19 protein-coding genes and 2 pseudogenes are annotated in these 20672 nt (G+C 73.2%); 7 read left to right on the top strand and 14 right to left on the bottom strand.

Annotation, left to right across the window (positions count from 1 at the left end):
* Positions 1-162 precede the first annotated feature (162 nt).
* The 6 genes from ACN20G_RS20330 to ACN20G_RS20305 form a co-directional block, all read right to left on the bottom strand.
* The gene (locus tag ACN20G_RS20330) at positions 163-906 is read right to left on the bottom strand and encodes a class I SAM-dependent DNA methyltransferase (RefSeq protein ID WP_424214224.1); all 744 of its coding nucleotides are present in this window, start codon (positions 904-906) and stop codon (positions 163-165) included.
* A gap of 212 nt (positions 907-1118) precedes the next feature.
* Positions 1119-1322, bottom strand: coding sequence for a DUF397 domain-containing protein (locus tag ACN20G_RS20325; RefSeq protein ID WP_424214223.1), 204 nt, complete (start codon positions 1320-1322; stop codon positions 1119-1121).
* A gap of 10 nt (positions 1323-1332) precedes the next feature.
* Positions 1333-1536: a DUF397 domain-containing protein gene (locus ACN20G_RS20320; protein ID WP_424214222.1), complete on the bottom strand. Its 204-nt coding sequence runs from the start codon at positions 1534-1536 to the stop codon at positions 1333-1335.
* The gene (locus ACN20G_RS20315; protein ID WP_424214221.1) at positions 1466-1750 is read right to left on the bottom strand and encodes a DUF397 domain-containing protein; all 285 of its coding nucleotides are present in this window, start codon (positions 1748-1750) and stop codon (positions 1466-1468) included. The genes ACN20G_RS20320 and ACN20G_RS20315 overlap by 71 nt, the downstream gene beginning before the upstream one ends.
* A 10-nt stretch (positions 1751-1760) precedes the next feature.
* Positions 1761-1961 carry a DUF397 domain-containing protein gene (locus ACN20G_RS20310; protein WP_424214220.1) on the bottom strand — a complete coding sequence of 67 codons (201 nt, stop codon included), beginning with the start codon at positions 1959-1961 and terminating at the stop codon, positions 1761-1763.
* Positions 1958-2866 (bottom strand): helix-turn-helix domain-containing protein, encoded by a 909-nt coding sequence (locus ACN20G_RS20305; RefSeq protein ID WP_424214219.1) that lies wholly within the window; start codon positions 2864-2866, stop codon positions 1958-1960. The genes ACN20G_RS20310 and ACN20G_RS20305 overlap by 4 nt, the downstream gene beginning before the upstream one ends.
* 281 nt (positions 2867-3147) lie before the next feature.
* Between ACN20G_RS20305 and ACN20G_RS20300 the strand changes: the two genes are divergently transcribed.
* Together ACN20G_RS20300 and ACN20G_RS20295 are read left to right on the top strand one after the other, a co-directional pair.
* On the top strand, positions 3148-3732 hold the full coding sequence (locus ACN20G_RS20300; RefSeq protein WP_424214218.1) for a hypothetical protein: 585 nt from the start codon (positions 3148-3150) through the stop codon (positions 3730-3732).
* Positions 3729-4709, top strand: a complete 981-nt coding sequence (locus ACN20G_RS20295) for a hypothetical protein (protein ID WP_424215697.1) — start codon at positions 3729-3731, stop codon at positions 4707-4709. The genes ACN20G_RS20300 and ACN20G_RS20295 overlap by 4 nt, the downstream gene beginning before the upstream one ends.
* An 83-nt stretch (positions 4710-4792) precedes the next feature.
* On the opposite strand, the pseudogene ACN20G_RS20290 reads toward ACN20G_RS20295, so the two are convergent.
* A pseudogene (locus tag ACN20G_RS20290) lies at positions 4793-5517 on the bottom strand (glycosyltransferase family 2 protein); the annotation flags it as partial.
* Between the two features lie 897 nt (positions 5518-6414).
* On the opposite strand from ACN20G_RS20290, the gene ACN20G_RS20285 reads away from it, so the two are divergent.
* Entirely contained in the window at positions 6415-6594 is a 180-nt protein-coding gene (locus ACN20G_RS20285) for a hypothetical protein (RefSeq protein WP_424214217.1), read from the top strand.
* 165 nt (positions 6595-6759) lie between these two features.
* Here the strand turns inward: ACN20G_RS20285 and ACN20G_RS20280 are convergent, their stop codons facing one another.
* Positions 6760-7293, bottom strand: coding sequence for a chitin-binding domain-containing protein (locus ACN20G_RS20280; protein ID WP_424214216.1), 534 nt, complete (start codon positions 7291-7293; stop codon positions 6760-6762).
* Between the two features lie 165 nt (positions 7294-7458).
* On the opposite strand from ACN20G_RS20280, the gene ybaK reads away from it, so the two are divergent.
* Both ybaK and ACN20G_RS20270 read left to right on the top strand, forming a co-directional pair.
* Positions 7459-7959 carry a Cys-tRNA(Pro) deacylase gene (gene ybaK / locus ACN20G_RS20275; RefSeq protein ID WP_424214215.1) on the top strand — a complete coding sequence of 167 codons (501 nt, stop codon included), beginning with the start codon at positions 7459-7461 and terminating at the stop codon, positions 7957-7959.
* Between the two features lie 152 nt (positions 7960-8111).
* Positions 8112-8453: a putative quinol monooxygenase gene (locus tag ACN20G_RS20270; RefSeq protein WP_424214214.1), complete on the top strand. Its 342-nt coding sequence runs from the start codon at positions 8112-8114 to the stop codon at positions 8451-8453.
* Between the two features lie 57 nt (positions 8454-8510).
* Here ACN20G_RS20270 and ACN20G_RS20265 read toward each other — a convergent pair whose 3' ends face one another.
* From ACN20G_RS20265 to ACN20G_RS20245, 5 genes are all read right to left on the bottom strand, one after another.
* Positions 8511-10049, bottom strand: a complete 1539-nt coding sequence (locus tag ACN20G_RS20265) for an MFS transporter (RefSeq protein ID WP_424214213.1) — start codon at positions 10047-10049, stop codon at positions 8511-8513.
* 488 nt (positions 10050-10537) lie between these two features.
* On the bottom strand, positions 10538-11338 hold the full coding sequence (locus ACN20G_RS20260; protein ID WP_424214212.1) for a hypothetical protein: 801 nt from the start codon (positions 11336-11338) through the stop codon (positions 10538-10540).
* A 34-nt stretch (positions 11339-11372) separates the two neighbouring features.
* Positions 11373-12293 (bottom strand): ABC transporter permease, encoded by a 921-nt coding sequence (locus ACN20G_RS20255; protein WP_424214211.1) that lies wholly within the window; start codon positions 12291-12293, stop codon positions 11373-11375.
* Positions 12290-13264: an ABC transporter ATP-binding protein gene (locus ACN20G_RS20250; RefSeq protein ID WP_424215603.1), complete on the bottom strand. Its 975-nt coding sequence runs from the start codon at positions 13262-13264 to the stop codon at positions 12290-12292. Before ACN20G_RS20250 ends, ACN20G_RS20255 begins: the two co-directional genes overlap by 4 nt.
* Before the next feature lie 113 nt (positions 13265-13377).
* On the bottom strand, positions 13378-14736 hold the full coding sequence (locus ACN20G_RS20245) for an NYN domain-containing protein (RefSeq protein ID WP_424214210.1): 1359 nt from the start codon (positions 14734-14736) through the stop codon (positions 13378-13380).
* A gap of 285 nt (positions 14737-15021) precedes the next feature.
* Between ACN20G_RS20245 and ACN20G_RS20240 the strand changes: the two genes are divergently transcribed.
* The gene (locus ACN20G_RS20240) at positions 15022-15177 is read left to right on the top strand and encodes a hypothetical protein (protein ID WP_424214209.1); all 156 of its coding nucleotides are present in this window, start codon (positions 15022-15024) and stop codon (positions 15175-15177) included.
* A 173-nt stretch (positions 15178-15350) separates the two neighbouring features.
* Here the strand turns inward: ACN20G_RS20240 and dnaE are convergent, their stop codons facing one another.
* Positions 15351-18893 (bottom strand): DNA polymerase III subunit alpha, encoded by a 3543-nt coding sequence (dnaE, locus tag ACN20G_RS20235; RefSeq protein WP_424214208.1) that lies wholly within the window; start codon positions 18891-18893, stop codon positions 15351-15353.
* A 278-nt stretch (positions 18894-19171) separates the two neighbouring features.
* Here dnaE and ACN20G_RS20230 point away from each other — a divergent pair.
* Positions 19172-20620: pseudogene (locus ACN20G_RS20230) on the top strand (DUF2252 domain-containing protein); the annotation flags it as partial.
* Between the last annotated feature and the right edge of the window lie 52 nt (positions 20621-20672).

Raw genomic sequence — 20672 nt, 5'->3', positions numbered from 1 at the left:
ATGTCCTCGTTGCTCGGGTTTCCGCCCCGGAGGCGGCCGACCGTAATCGAGACGCTGCCCGTCCCGGGCCCGACTCCCCTCGGCATCGAGGCGGCAGCACCCGGACTCACGAGGGGAGTTCAGGGCGGGCACGGTCGACGCCGACGGCCCCGTCGGCCGGTCTCAGGCGGCCGGCTTGCGCCACACGGAGACGTGCTTCGCGGAGTCCTGGGTGAACGGCGACCCGTCCCAGTCCGCGACCCGACGTTCCGGTTCGAGGCCGGCGATCCGCGCCATCAGGTCGAGTTCCGCCGGCCAGGCGTACCGGTGCCGGGAGCTTTCGCGGCGGTAGCGGCCGTCGTCGCCGTCGCGGGTGAGGTGGTGCGAGACGAGCACCTGCGCGACCAGGTCGAAGGTGTCGAAGCCGAGATGCCGCTCGGAGACGTCGAACGGCACCGCGACCTGCCCGGGCGGCAGAAACCGCAACGGCGGCACGCCCAACTCGACGACGAACCGGCCACCGGGCTCCAGATGCCGGGCGGCATTGCGGAAGCACGCGACCTGCTCGTCCTGCGTCAGGAGGTTCGTGATGGTGTTGTAGACGAGGTAGACCAGGGTGAACGCGCCGGGCACGACGGTGCGGGCCATGTCCCCGATGACCACCGGCAGGGTGTCCTCGTCGACCTTGCGCCGCAGCACCGCCGCCATGTGCTCGGACAGTTCGATACCCACCACCGGCACGCCACGTGCCCGGAGCGGTACCCCCACCCGTCCGGTGCCGATGGCGAACTCCAGGGCACGGCCGTCCCCGGCGAGCTCGGCGAGGAAGTCGAGGGTCGGTTCGAGGACGGCCGCGGAGGACATCACGGTCTCCTCGGCGTCGTAACGGTCGGCGGTCGCACGGGTCCACAGCTCACTGCTCGTCACGGCCGACCACTGTGCCGGTCGCCGAGGCCCACTGTCGACCCATTTGCTCCCCGCGACGCCGTGCGCCCCGCCCGCACCTCGCCGGCCCCTGCCAGAACTCCGACCGAACCGCCCCGCGCCCCGACCCACCGAGCCCGGAGCGATCCGACCACCTGGAGCCCATGCCGCCGGCAGCCCCGAGGCCCCACCCCGCCCCGGAGCACCGCCCGCCCCTACAGCACGACGTACCGCGCGAACACCTCCCAGGACGCGGCGGAGACGGTGACCACGTCGTACGCGGATGCCCCCAGGCACTTCGAGTCCCGCACGGCGACCGAGTCGGTCCCCATCCGCGTCTCCACACAGTCGCTGCCGCCCTCACCGCTGTAGAACGACTTGAACCACTGCCCGCTACAGGTCGCTCGTTGGACTGCCACCTGACCTCCTCTACGGCGCGATGTACCGTGCAAAGGCTTCCCAGGAAGCCCCCGAGACAGTCACCACGGCGTACCGGGCCTCCTCGACGCACTTCGAATCCCGCACACCCACTACCCCGGGCCGCCGGCACACTTCCAGGCAATCACTGCCGTGTTCCCCGCTGTAGGACGACTTGAGCCACGGCCCGCTGCCGATTGTTCGCTGAACTGCCACCTGGCCTCCTCTGCAGCGCGATGTACCGCGCGAAGGCTTCCCAAGAGGCCGCCGAGACAGCCACCATGCCGTCTCCGGCCTCACCGACACGCTTGGAGTCCCGCACGGAAATCCGGTTGAGGTGGAAACACGCCTCCACGCAGTCGCCGCCGCGCTCCCCGCTGTACGACGACTTGAACCACTGCCCGCTACAGGTCGCTTGTTGGACTGCCACCTGGCCTCCTCTACAGCGCGATGTACCGCGCGAAGGCTTCCCAAGAGGCTGCGGAGACAGTCACCACGTCATACCCGGCTGCACCGACACACTTCGAGTCCCGTACTGCAACACCGGCGCACCCCAACGAGGCCGTCTCCACACAGTTGTCAGAGTTCTCCGTGCTGTACGACGACTTCCGCCAACGGAGTTCGCTGCGACCTGCGGTCATTTCTGCGTCCCTTCCAGGTATCGGGTGATCAACTTCCGTGAATCATCCACGGAAAGCGCGAGCGAGGCGATCTGCTCAAATGTGGCAACCGAGTTGGTGACAGTGCGGTCATCCTCAGCCAGGTTCCCGCCACTTTGGTTGTCAAAGCTGACCAAGGGACGCCACGGATGCCTGAAGAAGAGGTTGGTGAACGTCACGTGTCCGGAATGGGGTGGCGCGGCCAGTTCGACCACCCGAAGCGTCACGTGTTCTGCCTCGGATACATCAAGCAACCTCCGCAGCTGGTCCTTAATGACAGACGGGCCGCCACGAAACCTGGTGTGGAACGCGGACTCCGGCACAAGGAACTCGCACTCCAGAGGGGCTCCAGGGCGCGTCAGGACCTGCTGTCGCGCAATCCGTAGAGCCACCAGCCGCTCCAGCCGATCCTGAATCGTCGGCGTCACCGAGGTATGGATCACCTCGCGCGCATATGCGGGAGTCTGCAGCAGGCCCAGCACCATGCTCGGCGCCCAGATCTGAACCCGCATGGCCTCCGACTCCAGGGCGATGTAGTCGAGCAGGGCTTGCCCGGCAACATCCTTGTAGGGGTGCCACCAGCCCACACTCGCCGGCTCTTCCGCCGCCTCGGCTATCCCCGAGATCGCCACATCATCACTGACCCCGTACGCAGTCGCCAGATCGCGAACCTCTGCCGCGCTGATTCGATACGTCCCGCGTTCAACGCGCGCCAAGCGCGTGTTGTCCATACCGACCTTGCGTGCGGCCGCGACCGAGGAAAGCCCTGCGAGGTCCCGGTAGTGGCGCAATTGGGCACCGACGCGGCGCCGTTTGATGGTAGGCGTCGCACGCTTCTGCGCCTGCTTCGCGCCTCTCTGCGGCGGGAGCGCTTCCGTCTGCGTCATGGCCGCAGTGTGACACGTTCTCGACGCTACGCATCACCGAACTGATGTGCAATCAAGCAGAAGTTCGTACCGCCAAACTTGGCGGAACAGATTGCGCGCGCACCGCCAAAGCGAGCAACATGAGTGCAGCAAGACACTGACTAGTCGTCATTTCTTGATCACGCATCGCCCTGCGTGATGGCCGAAGTGCAGGTGCCCGTGCGTGGATCCCGTCGGGCGCTGAGGCCACGGTCGTCGGCAGCTCTCACCCTTTACCTCAGCTTCACCCACATGGAGCAACCATGACCTCACCCAGCCCGCTCGTCCTCGGGGCGGACGGGATCCGGTACGCGGACGGGACTCCGCGCACGGCCCAACTCGACCGCTGGTACCCGGTGTTGCGCGAACGACCCGACCCCGCCACCGTCCACGACCACCACCGTCCCGACCCCGCCCTCCTCTGGGACCGCGCCGACCGGCGCCTCTGCTCCTCCTGCGGCGGGCCCCCGGACCGGTCCGACGCCGGGGTGTTGTGGCTGCTGCCCGGCTCGCCGCCCTCGCGGGCCGCGTGGCCCGGGTGGGTCGACACCACCCACCCGCCCCTGTGCGCCGCGCACGCCCACGCCGCCGTGACCGCCTGCCCCTCCCTCGGCGCCGCTCACTTCCCGCTCCGTGCCCGGCACGTGGAGCCGGTGGGGGTGCTCGGGGTGCGGCACGACCCCGTGACCGGGCGGCCCGAGCCCGGCGACGACGGCGACGCCGACGGCCTCGCCTTCGTCCCGTTCACCGACCCCGCCACCCTCCGCCTGACCGCCGCCCGCTCCCTCGTCCTGCGCCTGTCCGCCCCCGCCCTGTCCGCCCTCCCGACCCCGGAACCGAGCCGATGACCGAACACCGTGAACGCGAAGAGCCGTCCGACCCCACCGAGGCCGAGGTCCGGGAGGCCGGCCGGGACCTGGGACGGGCCCTGACGGCGGCCGGGATGCGGAGCTTCGTCGGGGTGCGGCGCGGGGCGCGGCACCGGGTGGAGGTGCTGATCGAGCACGGTGACGGGCCGCTGTGGCACCCCGAGCTGACCCGTTCCCCCGATTCCCTCGTCGCCCTCCTGGACCGGCGGGCGGTGCGGGCGCGGGTCGGGACCTCCGAGTACCACGAGCCGAGCGCGCACGCGATCGTCACGTTCGACCGTCCGCACGACGCGGCCCGGTTCGCGGCGCTCGTGCTCGACGTGGCGCCCGCCCGGCGGCTCGCCCTGTCCCTGTCCCACTCCCTGGCCCGCCACTCACTCCCCCACTCGGCCCGGGCCACCGTCTCGGACACCGTGGACTTGGACGCGTTCACCCTGGACGAGGCGCGGGCGCTGTGCCGGGTGTTGGGGTACGGGGTCGGGCCCGAGCCCTCGCCGACCCGCCGGACCGGCGAGGAGTCGGAGCCACCCCGGGCCCTGAACCCGGCCTTGGCCACGCGGCCGGACACCGGCGGCTTCGCGGGCGTGCCGGTGAGCCCGGGCGCGGGCGCGGGCCTGGACGCGAACGGTGGCCCGGGCGCGGACGCCGTGCCGCACGGGTGGCCGGTCGTGCAGCGGCTCGCGGCGCACGTCGCGCTCGTGCTGGGCGTGCTGCCGCCGGTGCCCGACCTCGACCCCGTACCGGTCACGGCCACCCTCCCCGCGCCGGCGGCGGGCGGCCGCGTCCCGGCTGGGCCGCACGTGGTCAACCTGGCGGCCTGCGGGCACTGTCGGCCGCTGCGGGCGGACGCCCTGCGCGTGACCGCCCTGCCGCTGCCGACCGTCCGCGCCCTGACCGCCGCCCTCCGCGTCGCCGTGCCCGATCCGGCGCCGGCGCCGGCGGCCGAGCGGGCCTGAGACGGCGCCGTGCGGGGCCACGGCACGCCCCGGGCACGGGCGCCCGGCTCTCGCCGGCACGGCGCCCGCCCGGGGGGACGCTGGATCCGCGACTTGCGCGGCGAGTGCCAGGCGGCCCCGGCCAGGGCGCGGGTCGAGCGGAGGGCCGAGAGGTGTTCGTGCCGGCGGTAGAGGTTCCGGTTGTAGGGGATCGGCGACAGCTTGTTCGAGGACAGCGAGCCCGCCCGCTGGGCCCGGTACAGCGCCAACGGTTCCCGCAGGGCACGGGCCGGGGTGCCGTCGCGCATGATCGACAGCCACAGCGCGCAGTCCTGTCGCTTGGCCGTGTCCGGCATCAGTCGCGTGCCGAGGACCGCCGGTCGTACATGGCGGTCAGGGCCCCGATGTGGTCCTGCACCGGCATCGCCCGGTAGTCGACGTGTTCGGGGGCCCACACGATCCGGTCCGTGGGCACGAAGTCCGCGGCGACCTTGTAGGAGGAGGTGACCGTGAGGGGCGTGCCGGCCGTCGCGGCGAAGGCGAGCTGTCGTTCCGGCTTCCCCGGGAGCCACAGGTCGTCGCTGTCGAGGAAGGCCACGTACCCCGCCGCCCGCTCCATGGCCAGGTTCCGCGCCCGGGCCGCGCCGCCCCGGCCAGGTGCGGCCTTCGGCGGGACCCGGTCGTCGGCGCGGGCGAACTCCCGCAGCATGTCGGTCGAACGGTCCGCTGGCCCGTCGTCGGTGATCAGCGGTTCCACGTCCTCGTGGGTCTGCGCGAGCACCGACCGGATCGAGGCGCCGAGGGTCGCCTCCGCGTTGCGCACGGGCATGATCACGGATCCGGCGGCACGGGTGCCCCTCCTCGTCGAGAGCGCGCGAGAAGCGTCCGGGAAACGGAATCCCACGGCCGGTGATCGGAGGCGAAGGGGCCACGTCACGGGGCGGGCCGGGGACGCGGGCGGGGGACGCGGGAGCGGGCGCGGGGACGCGGGCGGGGGCGGGGACGCGGGCGCAGGCGCGGACACGGGCGCGGGGCGAGGACGCGGACACGGGCGCGGGGACGCGGACACGGGCGGGGGGCGGGGACGCGCGCGCAGGCGCGGACACGGGCACAGGCGTGGACGCGGACGCGGGTGCGGACGCGGACGCGGACGCGGCAGGGCGGCGACGCGGGCGCGGACACGGGCGCGGGGCGCGGACACGGGCGCAGGGCGGCGACGCGGACGCGGGCGCGGGCGGGCCCGGGGGCGCGGGCGCGGGCGGGTTTGGGGGCGGGGGCGGGTTTGGGGGCGGGGCCGGGGGAAAAGCCTTGGCGGTGGTTGCCGTGGTCCGGATACGGTGGGATCGCGCCGCGTTTGTCGGCGTCTCCGACCATTCCTGACGATTGCGGTGAGATTATCTCCCAGGCCCGGTGACAGCCCGCCTTGCCGTCTCGCGTCCTCGCGCGCGGCCGCGTTCCCTTCGCGTGCCCGTGCGTCCCCGCGCCCTCGGGCGCGCCTTCGCGACGGGGCGGGCGTCGTCGTCCTCGGAGTACGTCACCCGTGTCATCTCGTCATTCCTCGATCCCGGGTGCGGCTCCGTCGGCGCGTCCCGGGATCTCGTGCTCTCGTGCCCCCATGCCCTCTCGGCGTCCTCCGGCGTTCCGAGCGGGCTGCGCGTGTGACGCCGAACCCCTGCGGGGCGGGCCGGCGCGGGTCGCGCCCGCCCCACGAAAGGCGGTCGCCGTCATGGCCCACCTCACCCACCTCACCCGCAAGCGCCTGCGCGAGGCCGTCACGCGCGGCTGGTTGGAGTCCTACCGCGACGACCCGCGCGGGCTCAGCCTCCTGCTGCCCACCCATCGGGTGAGCTGCACGCAGAAGGAGTTCAACACCTGGTACCGGCACCAGCTGAAGGAGAACGCCTGACCCCGACCGGGCCCGGCCGGACCCGCCCGTCGCCCGCACGCCGACGGTCCCCGGCCCCCGTCCCCGCCTCGGCCCCGGGGCGGGGACGGGGGCGTTCCGGCCGCCGGGCCCGCCCGGGGCCTCTTGGCGGAGCGGGCCACGACGGCACCTCCGGAAGGGGCGCCCCTAGAAGGGGTTGGCGTTCTCCTGGAAGGAGATCTGCGGGACGAAGCCGGACTCGCCGTCCACGTAATACGAGACGGTCATCAGCCGGTTGTCGGGGAGCAGCACGTAGTACGAGCCCTCGACCCGGCCCGCCTCGTTGCCCGTCTCCTCCTTGCCGTGGTGGAGCTGGGTCTCCGCGTCGGTCACGTCGTACTTGTAGTTGTACGGCTTCGGGGCCGCGGACGCCTCGGCCGCCGCCTTGGCCGCCGCCTCCGCCTCCGCCTCTGCCTTCGCCTTGGCCTCGGCCGCCGTCTTCTTGGCGATCTCGGCCATCCAGGCCGCGATCTCGGGGAGCAGACGGACGATCCGCTCGCGGTCCTCGGCGGAGCGCAGGACGCCCTCCTCCGGGTCGAAGGTGAGGGCGGGCTTGTCGCCCGGCTTCTGCGGGGCGAGGCGGATCGGCTCGGCGGTGGCCCCGGTGCCCGCGGGCTTCTCCTCGTCCGTGTCCAGGCCGTACAGCAGGTCGAGTTCGAGGAAGAAGTCGTCGTCGGACATGGTGCTCCCGTGATCGAGAAAGGATCTTGTGGGGGGTGATCACGATGCTATCGGGGGCCGCTCACCCGAGACAGGGGGCTTCCGGCCGGCGCGTACGCTCCGTTCCCGGCCCCGGCGTAGGCTCCTCACCTGGCACAGGACACGAGCGAGAGGTGGGACGTGGGGATGGCGAAGAAGAGCAAGGGCGGGCCGGCGGCGGGTGGGACGCCGGCGGTGAAGGTGGCATCGGCCGCCGGGGTCGCGCACACCTTGCACTCATACGTCCACGACCCCGCCCACCCCTCCTACGGCACCGAGGCCGCCGAGGCGCTGGGGGTGTTGCCCGAGCGGGTGTTCAAGACGCTCGTGGCCGACGTGGACGGCGAACTGACCGTGGCCGTCGTGCCGGTGTCCGGGTCCCTCGACCTGAAGGGTCTCGCCTCGGCCGTGGGCGGGAAGCGGGGCGCGATGGCCGACCCGGCCGCCGCCGAGCGGGCCACCGGCTACGTGCTGGGCGGGATCTCCCCGTTGGGGCAGCGCAAGCGGCTGCGCACGGTCGTGGACGCGACGGCCGCCGACCACCCCACGATCTGTGTCTCGGCGGGGCGGCGCGGGCTGGAGATCGAGCTGGCCGCCGCCGACCTCGTGACCCTCACCGGCGCCACCCTGGCCCCGATCGCCCGCTGAGCCACCCCTCCCCCCGGCTTCGCCCGCGGCGAACACGCGCCCGCCGTCTTTCGGCCGGCCGGATGCTTGCGGTCGGGTCGGGACGGGAAAGTCCCGTCCCGGGTGGCGCCGAGCCACGGCGCGCTCCGAGCCGCGGGGGAGAGATCCGGATCATGGGGACGATCGTCGAACACATTCGCTGTCTGGTGGTGCCGGGGGCCGAGGCGGCGTTCGCGGCGGCCTGTCGGGCGGCCGGCCGGCACCTGGCGGAGTCGCCGGAGTGCGTGGACTGGGAGCTGGCCCGCTCCGAGGAGGACCCGACCGAGTACCTGCTGCGGATCCGGTGGGTGTCCGCCGAGGCCCTCGCGCTCGGGTTCCTCGACGGACCCCACGTGGGCCCCTTCCGCCTCGCCCTCCTGCCCTACGCCCCGGACCTGGACACGGCGGCCCGACGGCTGGTCACCCTCACGGGCGTGGGCGGCGCGAGCCTCGTCCCGCACGCGCCGACCGGCTGAGCCGCCCGGCCCGCGTCACGACGCCCGGGTCACGCCGCCCGCGTCACGACGTCCGGGTCACGACGCCCGCTCCGCCCCGCCCGCTCCCCCGCCTCGGTTCCGGCGCGCGCCGGGCGGGCGGGGCAGGGCCAGCATCAGGGCCCACATGAGGAGCAGGCCGCCGACCACGTACGGGAGGGTGCCGGCGAACGCCTCGGCCACCTCGGCGCCCCGGGCCGTCGCCTCGTGGTCCTCGGCGAAGAAGACCACGCCGGTGAGCACGATGCCCAGGGTGATCCCCAGGTGGATGGCGGTGTTGAAGAGTCCGGCGGCCGAGCCGGCGTGCTCCTCGTCCGTGCCGCTCAGGGTGAGGTCGGTGAGCGGCGCCCCGATCAGGCCGAGGCCCAGGCCCAGCAGGCCCACCGGCAGGGCCATCGCCGTCATCGTCACGCCCGTGCCCTGCGCCTCGACGAGCCACCCGAACGAGGCCACGCCGGCCGCCGCGCACAGCGCGCCCGCCTGCGGGATCCGGCGGCCGTGCCGGGCCACGCGGGGCATCGCGAGCCAGGCCCCGCAGACCTCGGCCAGGGACAGGAACACGAACCCGAGCGCGGCCCGCGACGGGCTCATGCCCAGGCCCTTCTGCATGAAGAAGGTCCAGGCCATGATCAGCAGTCCGGACAGCAGGCCCAGCACGAGTTGCGCGCCCAGGCCGCCCGCGAACGCGCGCCCGGCGAACAGGGACCAGGTCACCAGCGTCGGGCCGCCCGCGCGGACCGCCGCCCGTTCCCGGCGGGCCAGGCCGGCGAGGACGACGGCGCCCGTCGCCATCGAGGCGTACGCCCACCAGGCCCACCCGTGTCCGCCGCCCGCGCTGAGCGGCCACGCGATCAGCAGCAGGCCCACCATGGCGAGGGCCAGGCCCCGCACGTCGACCCGCGCGGGGGTGCGCTCGCGGGACTCGGTCAGGTACCGGCGGCCCAGCAGCAGGGCGGCGGCGCCGATCGGCAGGTTGATCAGGAAGATCGGCCGCCAGCCGAGCCCCCACAGGTCCACCTGGGTGAGGACCCCGCCCAGGGCGGGGCCGGCGACGCTGCCGACCGAGAGGACCGTCCCGTAGAGGGCGAAGGCCCGGGCCCGGGCGGCGCCGTCGAAGGAGACGTGCAGGGTGGCGAGGACCTGCGGGATCATCAGCGCCGCCGCCGCGCCCTGCGCGGCCCGGGCGGCGATGAGCGTGCCGGGGTCGGGGGCGAGGCCGCACAGCACGGAGGTGAGGGTGAACAGGGCCGTGCCCAGGAGGAACACGCGGCGGCGGCCGTGGAGGTCGCCGAGCCGGCCGCCGGCGATCAGACCGAGGGCGAACGTCAACCCGTACGCGGCGTGCACCCATTGCAGGCCGGCGGCGGAGGCGCCGGTGTCGGCCTGGATGGCGGGGAGGGCGGTGTCGACGACGGAGGCGTCGAGGACGGCCATCAGTTCGCCGGTGAGGACGACGGCGAGGAGCAGCCGGCGGCCCGGGCGGCCGGTCGCGGGATCGGACGGGGCGGCCGAGGTGGCCGAGGTGGGTGAGGCGGCCGAGGTGGACGAGGTGGATGAGCGACTGGTGTCGTGGGACACGGAAGAGAGCCCGTTCGTGCGAGGTGGGAAGGCGGACCGGCGGGGCCCGCACGCACCTCGGCGCACGACGTGCGACACGAGGTCGGGGGGCCCGGACCGTCGGGAACACCGTCTTCACTGCGGACGCGTCACAGCACCCCGGGCCGTCGACGACGGGCGAGGAGAGGGGTCCGCGGGCAGAGCCCTGGAAGAGCGGCTACCGGGTCCGGGTTATACGTCATCACCTCTGGGGGAACACACACGGCCGTCCGGGCCACGGGCCGGGACGGAAATACGACGGACCCGGACAGCCTAACGGGCCGTCCGGGTCCGGGAAAACGGTTTTCGCGAGCGAGCGGGAGGACGAGGAGGAGAGGGGGGAGCGGGCGGGAACGGGGCGGGGAGGTCAGGCCCGCAACCGGCGCAGGACCGACTCCACGCTGTCCCCCGGGGCGGTGTTGAACGCGATCGCGGCCTGCGGGGCGTGCCGGTGGGCCCCGGGCGGTCCGTCAGGGGCGGGGGCGGCCGTCCTCGGGGGGCGGCGGCGTCCCGTACGGGTTCGGCGCGGGCGCCGGGGCCGGGTAGGGGCCGGAGCCGTACGCCGGGGTGTGGTCGGCCGGGGGCGCGGCGTCCTGGGGGGCCTCCGCGTCCGCGACCAGGCTGCTGCCCGGCCAGTAGGGCTCGGGGGCCGGTTCGCGGGGGGTCAGCACGGCGGTCAGCAGCAGGTGGGTGACGAGCGCGGCCATCGGCCAGCCGAGCAGCACGGCGTGCGCGAGGAGCTGGAGCGGGGCGTCGAAGGGGACGCCCTTGCCGGCCTTGATCGCCTCCGCCGCGAGGTCCCGGCCCGGGCCGAGCCACAGGCCCAGGCGCCAGCCGGCCAGCGCGGCGAAGCCGGAGCCCAGCGCGAGGCCCACGACCAGGGCCGGGCCGCTCGCCCGGCGCCACAGCCACACGGCCGCGCCGCTGAGCACGCCGAAGCCGATCGACAGCAGCAGGAAGGTGCCGTCGGCGCCGATCCGGGCCTCGCCCTCGGTCTCGGCGAGGAACACGGCCTCGCCGTTCGAGACGTACTGCACGCGCGGTGCGAGCCAGGCCCACAGCAGGCCCAGCAGCAGCCCGCACACGCCGACGATCAGGGTGACGGCGGCGGCGTCGCGGACCTCGCCGGCCGTGACGGGCAGGCCCCGGCGGGGGGTCTTGGCGGTGGGGCCCGCGCCGTCCCACGGGTCGGGCGCGGCGAACGGGGAGCGCGCCTCCGGCTGGTGCCCGGGGGACTGCGGCGAGGGGGGTGGGGTCACGGCGTCGTTCACCCCCACATCGTGCCAGGTGACCGGCCGACCGGCGTCAGCGGACCGCCGCCCGGCGGTACGCGTGCGTGGCGAGGGTCAGGGAGAGCACGGCCACGCCGGCGCAGATCCCGAGGTCGAGGAGGACGGCGCCCCAGTCGGGGTCGGCGGCGAAGGTGTGGGCGAATGCCTCGACGCCGTAGGTGGAGGGCAGCAGGTCGCGGGCCCAGCCGATGAGGGTGGGCATCCGTTCGGGGGGCAGCACGCCCAGGAGGAGGGCGGCGGACATGCCGAGCTGGCCGGCGAGGGTGGCGAGTTCCTGGCGGGGGGCGAGCAGGCCGAGGGCCGCGCCGAGTCCGGCGAGGGCCGCGCCGGCGAGCGGGACCACGGCGAGCAGGATCCACAGGCCGCCCATGGGCAGCCCGAAGAGCACGCAGCCGAACACGGCCGTGACCAGGGTGCCGGGGAAGGTGAAGGAGGCGTACGCGGCGGCGGCACCGAGGACCACGGCGGCCGGCGGGACGGGCAGGGTCGCGTAGTGGTCGAGGCCGCCGCTCGCGCGGAGCTGCCCGAAGTACTGGGCGAGCAGGTTGAGGGCCACGAAGGCGACGACGAGGACGGCGGAGCCGGCGACGACGGCGCGGGCCTCGGAGGAGCCGCCGCCGTCCACGACCCCGCGCATCAGGATCATGATGCCGACGCTCTGGAAGGTGGCCACGAACAGCAGCGGGATCCGGGCCACGCGGGCCCGGGAGAGCTGGGCGCGGTAGACGGCGCCGAGGGCCGGCAGGAGTCGGGCGCGGGGGGCGAGGGGGGCCGGGTCCGCGGGGTCGGGGGCCGGGAGGGTGACGCGGGCGTCGGCGGTGTCGGCGGTGTCCCGTGCCCCGGCCGCCGACTCCGGGTCGGCGGGGGTGGGGGCGGGGGTCCGCGCGTGGTCGCCGTCGGGCGTCGCGCGCCGCGAGGTGTCGGCGAGGGTCAACTCTTCACCAGGCCCTTCGTTCGGCCGCCCAGGGCGAGGTAGACGTCCTCCAGGCTGGGGGTGGCCAGTGTGAAATCGTCGAGGGCGGCGAAGGCCGGCCCTCCGGTGACCCCGGCCACGGCGGTGCGGGCCTCGTCGGGGGCGAGGCGGAGCACCCAGCGGCGGCCGGATTCGACGGCGTGTTCGCGCAGCCGGGCCACCTCGGGGAGGTGGAGGGGGGCGTCGGAGCGCCAGACGAGTTCGAGGCGGACCTCGTCGGAGACGCGGGCCTTGAGGCCGGCGGGGGTGTCGCAGGCGATGATCCGGCCGTGGTCGACGACGGCGACCCGGTCCAGGACGGTCTCGGCCTCGATGACGTTGTGGGTGACGAGGACGACGGTGACCCCGTGTTCGGCGCGGCGGCGGTCCACGGCGCTCCAGACGGCGCGCCGGGCCACCGGGTCCATGCCGGTGGTGGGCTCGTCGAGCACGAGGACGGGTCGGTCGCCGACGAGGGCGGCGGCGAAGCAGGCCAGTCGGCGCTGGCCGCCGGAGAGCTTCTTCAGGGGCCGGTCGGCGATCGGGCCGAGGTCGAGTTCGTCGAGGACGGCGTCGCGGGCGGCGCGGGCGGCGGGCCGGTCGAGGCCGCGCAGCAGGGCGGTGGTCTCGGCGGCCAGGGCCACGCTGAGTTCGTCGAGGGCGGTGGACTCCTGGCCGAGGTAGGCCAGCAGGCGGGCGGCGCGCTCGGGGTGGCGGACCAGGTCGTGGCCGAGGAGGGTGACGGTGCCGGCGTCGGGCCGCATGAGGCCGGTGAGCTGGCGCACGAGGGTGGACTTGCCGGCGCCGTTGGGGCCGAGCAGGCCGAAGATCTCGCCGCGTCGCACGTCGAGGTCGACCCGGTCGGTGGCGCGGGTCTCGGGCAGGGCGGGGGCGCCGCGCCGGGCGCGGACGGCCGGGTAGGTCTTGACGAGCTCGCGGACGGACCAGATCACGGGGGCGCCCGGGGTGGGCTCGGCGGCGTCCGGGTCGGGCGTCGCGGTGGTGCCCGTGCCCGTCGCGTTCCCCGTGTCGTGCGCTCTGCCCCTGCTGTTCACGAGGAGGCAGCCTACGCGACCGGGGTCGCCCCGGGGTCGGCGGGCCCGGTCGGGTGCTCGGGTCCGGCGCCGACGCCCGCGCCGGGGCCGAGGGGGCCGGTGGGGGCGGCGGAGGGGTGGGGTTCGGCGGAGCGGCCGGCGGCGGCGCGCACGTCGATCTCGCGCCAGAACCCGGCCCGGATGGCGTACCGGTCGTGTTCGTCGATCTGGTCGTCCTTGTGGGCGAGCAGGCCGAAGCGGGCGGCGTAGCGCAGCAGCTCGCCGTCGATGCGGTGCGGGATGCGGGGGTAGAGGGTGGAGAGGCGTTGCAGGTGGACGTTCTCGGGGAGGCGTTCCATCCAGCGGCGGGCGAAGACCTGGCCGACCTCGAAGGGGTCGCCGCCGACGGTGGTGATGTCCTCCTCGCGGTCGGCCCAGCGCTGTTCGGCGCTGGTGAGCTGGGCGAGGGTGGGCAGGGAGGCGGTCTCGGGGGGCTCGCCCAGGCCGCTGCCGCCGGGGCGGTCGACCCAGCCCTTGTCGGAGGACCAGCGCAGGGCGCTGCCGGCGGGCGCGGGCGGGCCGGCGGGGTGCGGGGGGTGGCCGGGGCCGCGCAGGGCGGCGAGGTCCTTGGGGGTGGGGACGGTGGGCTTGCCGGGGCCGGCGGGCTGCGGGACGGCCGGTTCGGCGCCCTCGGCGGTGCCGGTCGCGCCCTCGCGTTCGGCGGCGGCGGCCTGGCTGCGGGCCTCGGCGAGGGCGGCCTCGGGCAGCGGGGCGGAGAGGATCGCGGTGATCTCGGGGCGGGTGGCGGGGGTGGGGGCGCAGATGCCGGTGAGTTCGCGGGGGCGGATGGCGCGGGTGATCCAGGCGCGGTCCAGGACTCGGCGTTCGTCGGCCTCGGCGACGAGGTCCTCGGACTGGTTGTAGTCGCCGTCGGCGGCCTGCACGGCCCAGAGGTGGACGGCGACGCCGTGTTCCTTGGCGGACATCAGGCCGGGCAGCAGGTCGCCGTCTCCGGTGACGAGGACGATGTCGGAGCAGGCGCGGTTGCGGGCGAGTTCGGTGAGCTCGGCGTGCATGGCGGCGTCGACGCCCTTTTGGGCCCAGCGGCCGTCGCTGCGGGTCAGGGCGCCGAGGCGGACGGTGACGCGGGGCATGACGCGGAGCCTGCGGTGTTCGGGTTGGGGGACCCGGTCGGGGGCGCCGTCGAACCAGTAGATCCGCAGCAGGGGTTGTTCGGTGTCGGCCTCGGCCCGTTCGCGCAGTTGGCGGATGAGGGCGGTGTGGTCGACGGTGATGCGGGAGCGGGAGGGCTCGCCGGCGAGAAGGCTGGCGGCGGCACCCAGCAGATAGCCGGCGTCCACCAGGACGACGCAGCGGTCCACGCGTTCCACCTTCTTTCGGCGCGCAGTCGGATCAGCGTTTCGGGTCGCCCCCGAGTCTGCCCGAACACGCCGGTGTTGACGGCCGGAACTCGATCATCGGCGTGGCGGATCCGCGGGGTGGACGTCGGGTGCCCGACCGGCCCGCACGCGCTGGGCGTTTCGTCCCGGAATGCGGGTTTCGCGGGGGTGTGTGAGGGTGAAGGCGGCCCCGAGCCGGGCCCTCGGAGCCGCGGGCGAGGTGTGTCCGCGGGTTCGCCGGGGATTCGGCTCCCCCACCCCAGACGGAGGCTACGCATGGCCAAGAACAAGAACCGGCAGCAGCCCGCGAAGGCGAAGACGGCGGGTTCCGAGACGTCGAAGGGTTCCGCCGAGCAGTCGGGCGAGTCGACGGCCCCGAGTCCGGCGACCATGGCCCGCAAGAGCAAGCAGGTGAGGTTCGGCCACAACTGACGGGCCGCGCGCGACCGGGGCCGCCCCTCCCCTGACCGGCCCCGTTCCCGTACCCCGAACGCCGAGTACGCGACAGGGCCCCCGACGACACACGGTCGTCGGGGGCCCTGTCCGCTTGGCCCGGTTGTGGCCGCCGAACACCGCCAACGCGAGGTGGGCGTGGTGGCAGTCGGTCAGCCGGCCAGGCAGGAGGGGCCGAGGAGGACCTTCAGGTCGCCGAAGAGGGCCGGGTCGGGTTGCACCCGGTGCCGGTCCAGGCGGAGCACGGTGGTGGTGCGCGGGCCCTGGAGCTTGATCCGGACCTCGGTGTTGCCCCGGTGGTGGGTGAGGATCTCGCCGAGGCGGGTGACCATCGGCGGGGTGACCTTCACGGTGGGGATGGTGAGGACCACCGGCGCGTTGGTGCCGGCGGAGGACAGGTCGGGGACCATGAGCTCCATCGCGACCAGCCGGGGCACGTCCTCGCGCTTGTCGAGCCGGCCCTTGACGAAGACCACGGTGTCCTCGACGAGCTGGGTGGAGACCAGCTGATAGGTGGCGGGGAAGAACATGCACTCGATGGAGCCGGCGAGGTCCTCGACGGTGGCGATGGCCCAGGCGTTGCCCTGCTTGGTCATCTTGCGCTGGAGGCCGGAGATGATGCCGCCGATGGTGACGACCGCGCCGTCGCCGTGCTCGCCGCCGGTGAGCTGGGCGATGCCCGCGTCGCTCTTGTCGGACAGCACGTGCTCCAGGCCGAACAGCGGGTGGTCGGAGACGTACAGGCCGAGCATCTCGCGCTCCTGCGCGAGCAGGTAGGACTTCTCCCACTCCACGTCGGAGAACTCCACGTCGAGGCCGAAGCCGGGCTCGTCCGAGCCGCCCTCCTCGCCCATCCCGCCGAACAGGTCGAACTGGCCCTCGGCCTCCTTGCGCTTGACCGCGACCACGTTGTCGATCATCGGCTCGTGGTGGGCGACCAGGCCCTTGCGGGTGTGGCCCATCTCGTCGAACGCGCCGGCCTTGATCAGGGACTCCACCGTGCGCTTGTTGCAGACCACGGCCTCGACCTTGTCGAGGAAGTCGGGGAAGGAGCTGTACTTCCCCTTCGCCTTTCGGCTCTTGATGATCGAGTCCACGACGTTCTGGCCGACGTTGCGGACGGCGGTGAGGCCGAAGAGGATCACGTCGTCGCCCTGCGCGGCGAAGTTCGACTCGGACTCGTTCACGTTCGGCGGGAGCACCTTGATGCCCATGCGCCGGCACTCGTTGAGGTAGATCGCGGACTTGTCCTTGTCGTCCTTGACCGAGGTGAGCAGGCCCGCCATGTACTCGGCGGGATGGTTCGCCTTGAGGTAGGCGGTCCAGTAGGAGACCAGGCCGTACGCGGCGGAGTGCGCCTTGTTGAACGCGTAGCCGGCGAAGGGGACCAGCACGTCCCACAGGGCCTGGATGGCCTGGTCGGTGTACCCGTTCTTGCGGGCGCCCTCCTGGAAGATCGTGAAGTTCTTCGCGAGTTCCTCGGGCTTCTTCTTGCCCATCACGCGGCGCAGGATGTCGGCCTCGCCGAGCGAGTAGCCGGCGATGATCTGCGCGGCCTTCTGCACCTGCTCCTGGTACACGATCAGGCCGTAGGTGACCGCGAGCACCTCTTCGAGGGGCTTCTCCAGGTCCGGGTGGATCGGGGTGATCTCCTGCTGCTTGTTCTTGCGCAGGGCGTAGTTCGTGTGCGAGTTCATGCCCATCGGGCCCGGCCGGTACAGGGCCGAGACGGCGGAGATGTCCTCGAAGTTGTCGGGCTTCATCAGGCGCAGCAGGGAGCGCATGGGCCCGCCGTCGAACTGGAACACGCCGAGGGTGTCGCCGCGGCCGAGGAGTTCGAAGGTCTTGGGGTCGTCGAGCGGGAGGCCCAGGAGGTCGATGTCGATCCCCTTGTTGGCCTTCACCATCTTGACGGCGTCGTCCATGATCGTGAGGTTGCGCAGGCCGAGGAAGTCCATCTTCAGCAGGCCGAGCGATTCGCAGCTCGGGTAGTCCCACTGGGTGATGGTGACCTGGTCGGTGTGGCGCACCCAGACCGGCACGTGGTCGGTGATGGCCTCGCTGGACATGATGACGCCGGCGGCGTGCACGCCCATCTGGCGGACCAGGCCCTCGACGCCGCGCGCGGTGTCGATGACCTTCTTCACGTCCGGTTCGTTCTCGTACATGCCGCGGATCTCGCCGGCCTCGCCGTAGCGCGGGTGCTGCGGGTCGAGGATGCCGGAGAGCGGGATGCCCTTGCCGAGGACGTCGGCGGGCATGGCCTTGGTGAGGCGGTCGCCCATCGCGTACGGGTAGCCCAGCACGCGGGCCGAGTCCTTGATCGCGTTCTTGGCCTTGATGGTGCCGTAGGTGCCGATCATGGCGACCTTGTCGGCGCCGTACTTCTCGGTGACGTACCGGATCACCTCCACGCGCCGACGTTCGTCGAAGTCGATGTCGACGTCGGGCATGGAGACGCGCTCGGGGTTGAGGAAGCGCTCGAAGATCAGGCCGTGGGTGAGGGGGTCGAGGTCGGTGATGCCCATGGCGTAGGCGACGATCGAGCCGGCCGCCGAGCCGCGGCCGGGACCCACCGCGATGCCCTGGTTCTTCGCCCACATGATGAAGTCGGCGACGACGAGGAAGTAGCCGGGGAAGCCCATCGAGATGATCGTGTCCATCTCGTACTCGGCCTGCTTCATGCGGTCCTCGGGGATGCCCCCGGGGTAGCGGCGGTGCATGCCGCGCATGGTCTCCTCGCGGAACCAGGTGACCTCGGTGTAGCCGTCCGGGATGTCGAACTTCGGCATCAGGTTCCGGAACTGGAACATGCCCTCGGTGTCGACCTGCTCGGCGACCAGTCGCGTGTTGGCGCAGCCCTGCTGCCAGGCGTCCGAGGAGTCGATGGCGTACATCTCCTCCGTGGACTTCAGGTAGTAGCCGGTGCCGTCGAAGCGGAAGCGGTCCGGGTCGGAGAGGTTCTTGCCGGTCTGGATGCACAGCAGGGCGTCGTGCGCGCCGGCCTCGTGCGCGTACGTGTAGTGGGAGTCGTTGGTGACCAGCGGCGGGATGTCGAGCTTCTTGCCGATCTCCAGCAGCCCGTCGCGGACCCGGCGCTCGATCTCGATGCCGTGGTCCATCAGCTCCAGGAAGTACCGGCCCTCGCCGAAGATGTCCTTGTAGTCGGACGCGGCCTTCAGGGCCTCGTCGAACTGGCCGAGCCGCAGTCGGGTCTGCACCTCGCCCGAGGGGCAGCCGGTGGACGCGATCAGGCCCTCGGACCACTGGGCGATGGTCTCCTTGTCCATCCGGGGCCACTTCGTGAGCCAGCCCTCGGCGTAGGCGTCGGAGGACAGCCGGAAGAGGTTGTGCAGGCCGGTGTCGTTGGAGGCCCAGATCGTCTTGTGGGTGTAACCGCCGGAACCGGACACGTCGTCGCGCTTCTGGTGCGGCTGGCCCCAGGTCACGCGGCGCTTGTTGCGGCGGGACTCGGGCGCCACGTACGCCTCGATGCCGATGATCGGCGTGATCCCGGCCTTCTTCGCGGTGTGGAAGAAGTCGTAGGCCCCGTGCAGGTTGCCGTGGTCGGACATCGCGATGTGCGTCATGCCCATCTCACCGCAGGCCGCGAACATGTCCTTCAGCCGGGCGGCACCGTCCAGCAGCGAGTACTGGGTGTGGACGTGCAGGTGCGTGAACGGCGTCTTCGACACGGCGCTGGACTCCCGGGGATACGGCACGGCGGGCGGAGGGGGCAGCCTCGAAGTCTACGTCGCCGGACCCCCTCGCCGGGCCCGTACGAGGAGCCCGCGGCCGGCTCGATCCCGTCCCCCCGGAACGAAACCGGCGGCCTCCCGATCACGTCCTCCCCAGCGGAACGGCCTCCACCGCCCAGGCGGGACAGGGGTCGACCGACCCGGCCGGGGCGCGCGCGAGGAGCGGGCGTACGGTTCGGATCGGACGGCGGGCGTGACCGAATTCGCTCCCCGTTCCGCGCGCCGCCGACCCCGGCGCGCGACCGGCCCGGCACGCTCCGCGCACAGGCCGGGCCCGCACCGTCCCGCACCACCACGGCACCACCCGTCGCACCCCAGGAGGCATCCCGATGGCCGTCCCGCAGACCGGCAACGCAGCGCGCGCCGAGCGGATACGCGAGGTCTTCCACACCGCCTTCGGCTCCCTCCACGCCGCGGACCCGGCGGCCTTCCAGGTCAAGTTCCGCAAGATGGCCGCGTCCGCGTTCGCCTTCTACCGGGGCACCGCCTGCCTGTACTACGCCGACCTCGCCGACCGGCCCGAGGAGGCCCGGGGCGGCCCGTACCTCGACGAGCGCACCAGCCGGGTCTGGATCCACGGCGACCTGCACGCGGAGAACTTCGGCACGTACATGGCCGGCAACGGCCGGTTGATCTTCAACGTGAACGACTTCGACGAGGCGTACGTCGGCCCCTTCACCTGGGACCTCAAGCGGTTCGCGGCCTCCGTCGCCCTCCTCGGGCACGCCAAGGCCCTCTCCGACGAGATGATCGGCGACCTCGTGCGCGGCTACGCCGCCGCCTACCGCGAGCGGATCCACCTGCTGGCCGCCGGCGCCCGCAACGACGAGGTGCCCTCCTACACCCTGGACACCGCCGAGGGCCCGCTGCTGGGCGCGCTCCGCGCCGCCCGCGCCCGCACCCGCTTCGGGCTGCTGGACTCGATGACGGAGATCCGCGACCACGAGCGCCGCTTCACCGCCGACGCGGGCACGATCGAGCTGGACGCCGCCACCCGCTACAAGGTCCTCGACGCCTTCGACGGCTACCTGGAGACCCTGCCCGACTCCTCCCTGCTGCGCCCGGACTCCTACCGGGTCAAGGACGTGGTGGGCCGGCGCGGGGTCGGGATCGGCTCGGCGGGGCTGCCCTCGTACAACATCCTGCTGGAGGGGCACAGCGACGCCCTGGAGAACGACGTGGTGATCTACCTCAAGCAGGGGCAGACCCCGGCCGTGTCCCGGCACGTGACGGACCCCTCGGTGCGCGGGTACTTCCGGCACGAGGGGCACCGCACGGTGATCTCGCAGCGGGCCCTTCAGGCGCACGCCGACCCGTGGCTGGGCTGGACCGAGCTGGACGGGGCCGGGCAGCTGGTCGCGGAGGTCTCCCCGTACGCGGTGGACCTGGACTGGTCGGACCTGGACGAGCCGGCGGCCATCGCGGCCGTCGTCGCCGACCTCGGGCGGGCCACGGCCACCATGCACGCGGCGGCCGACGCCGACGAGAGCGGGCACACCCTGGTCCCCTTCTCCACCGACCGGGCCATCGACGCGGCCATCGCGGCCGACGAGGAGGGCTTCGCGGAGCTGCTGGTGGAGTTCGCGCACGCGTACGGGGCGCGGGCCCGCGCCGACCACCTGCTGTTCGTGGACCTGTTCCGCAACGACCGCCTCATGCCGTGACGGGTCGGAGGGCCCGGGAATCCGGACCCTCCGACCCCCGTGCACAGGTACG

The organism is Streptomyces dryopteridis (assembly GCF_049606955.1).
In the GTDB taxonomy this organism is placed as follows: Bacteria; Actinomycetota; Actinomycetes; order Streptomycetales; family Streptomycetaceae; genus Streptomyces.
This window is presented reverse-complemented; position numbering and strand designations above follow the sequence as displayed.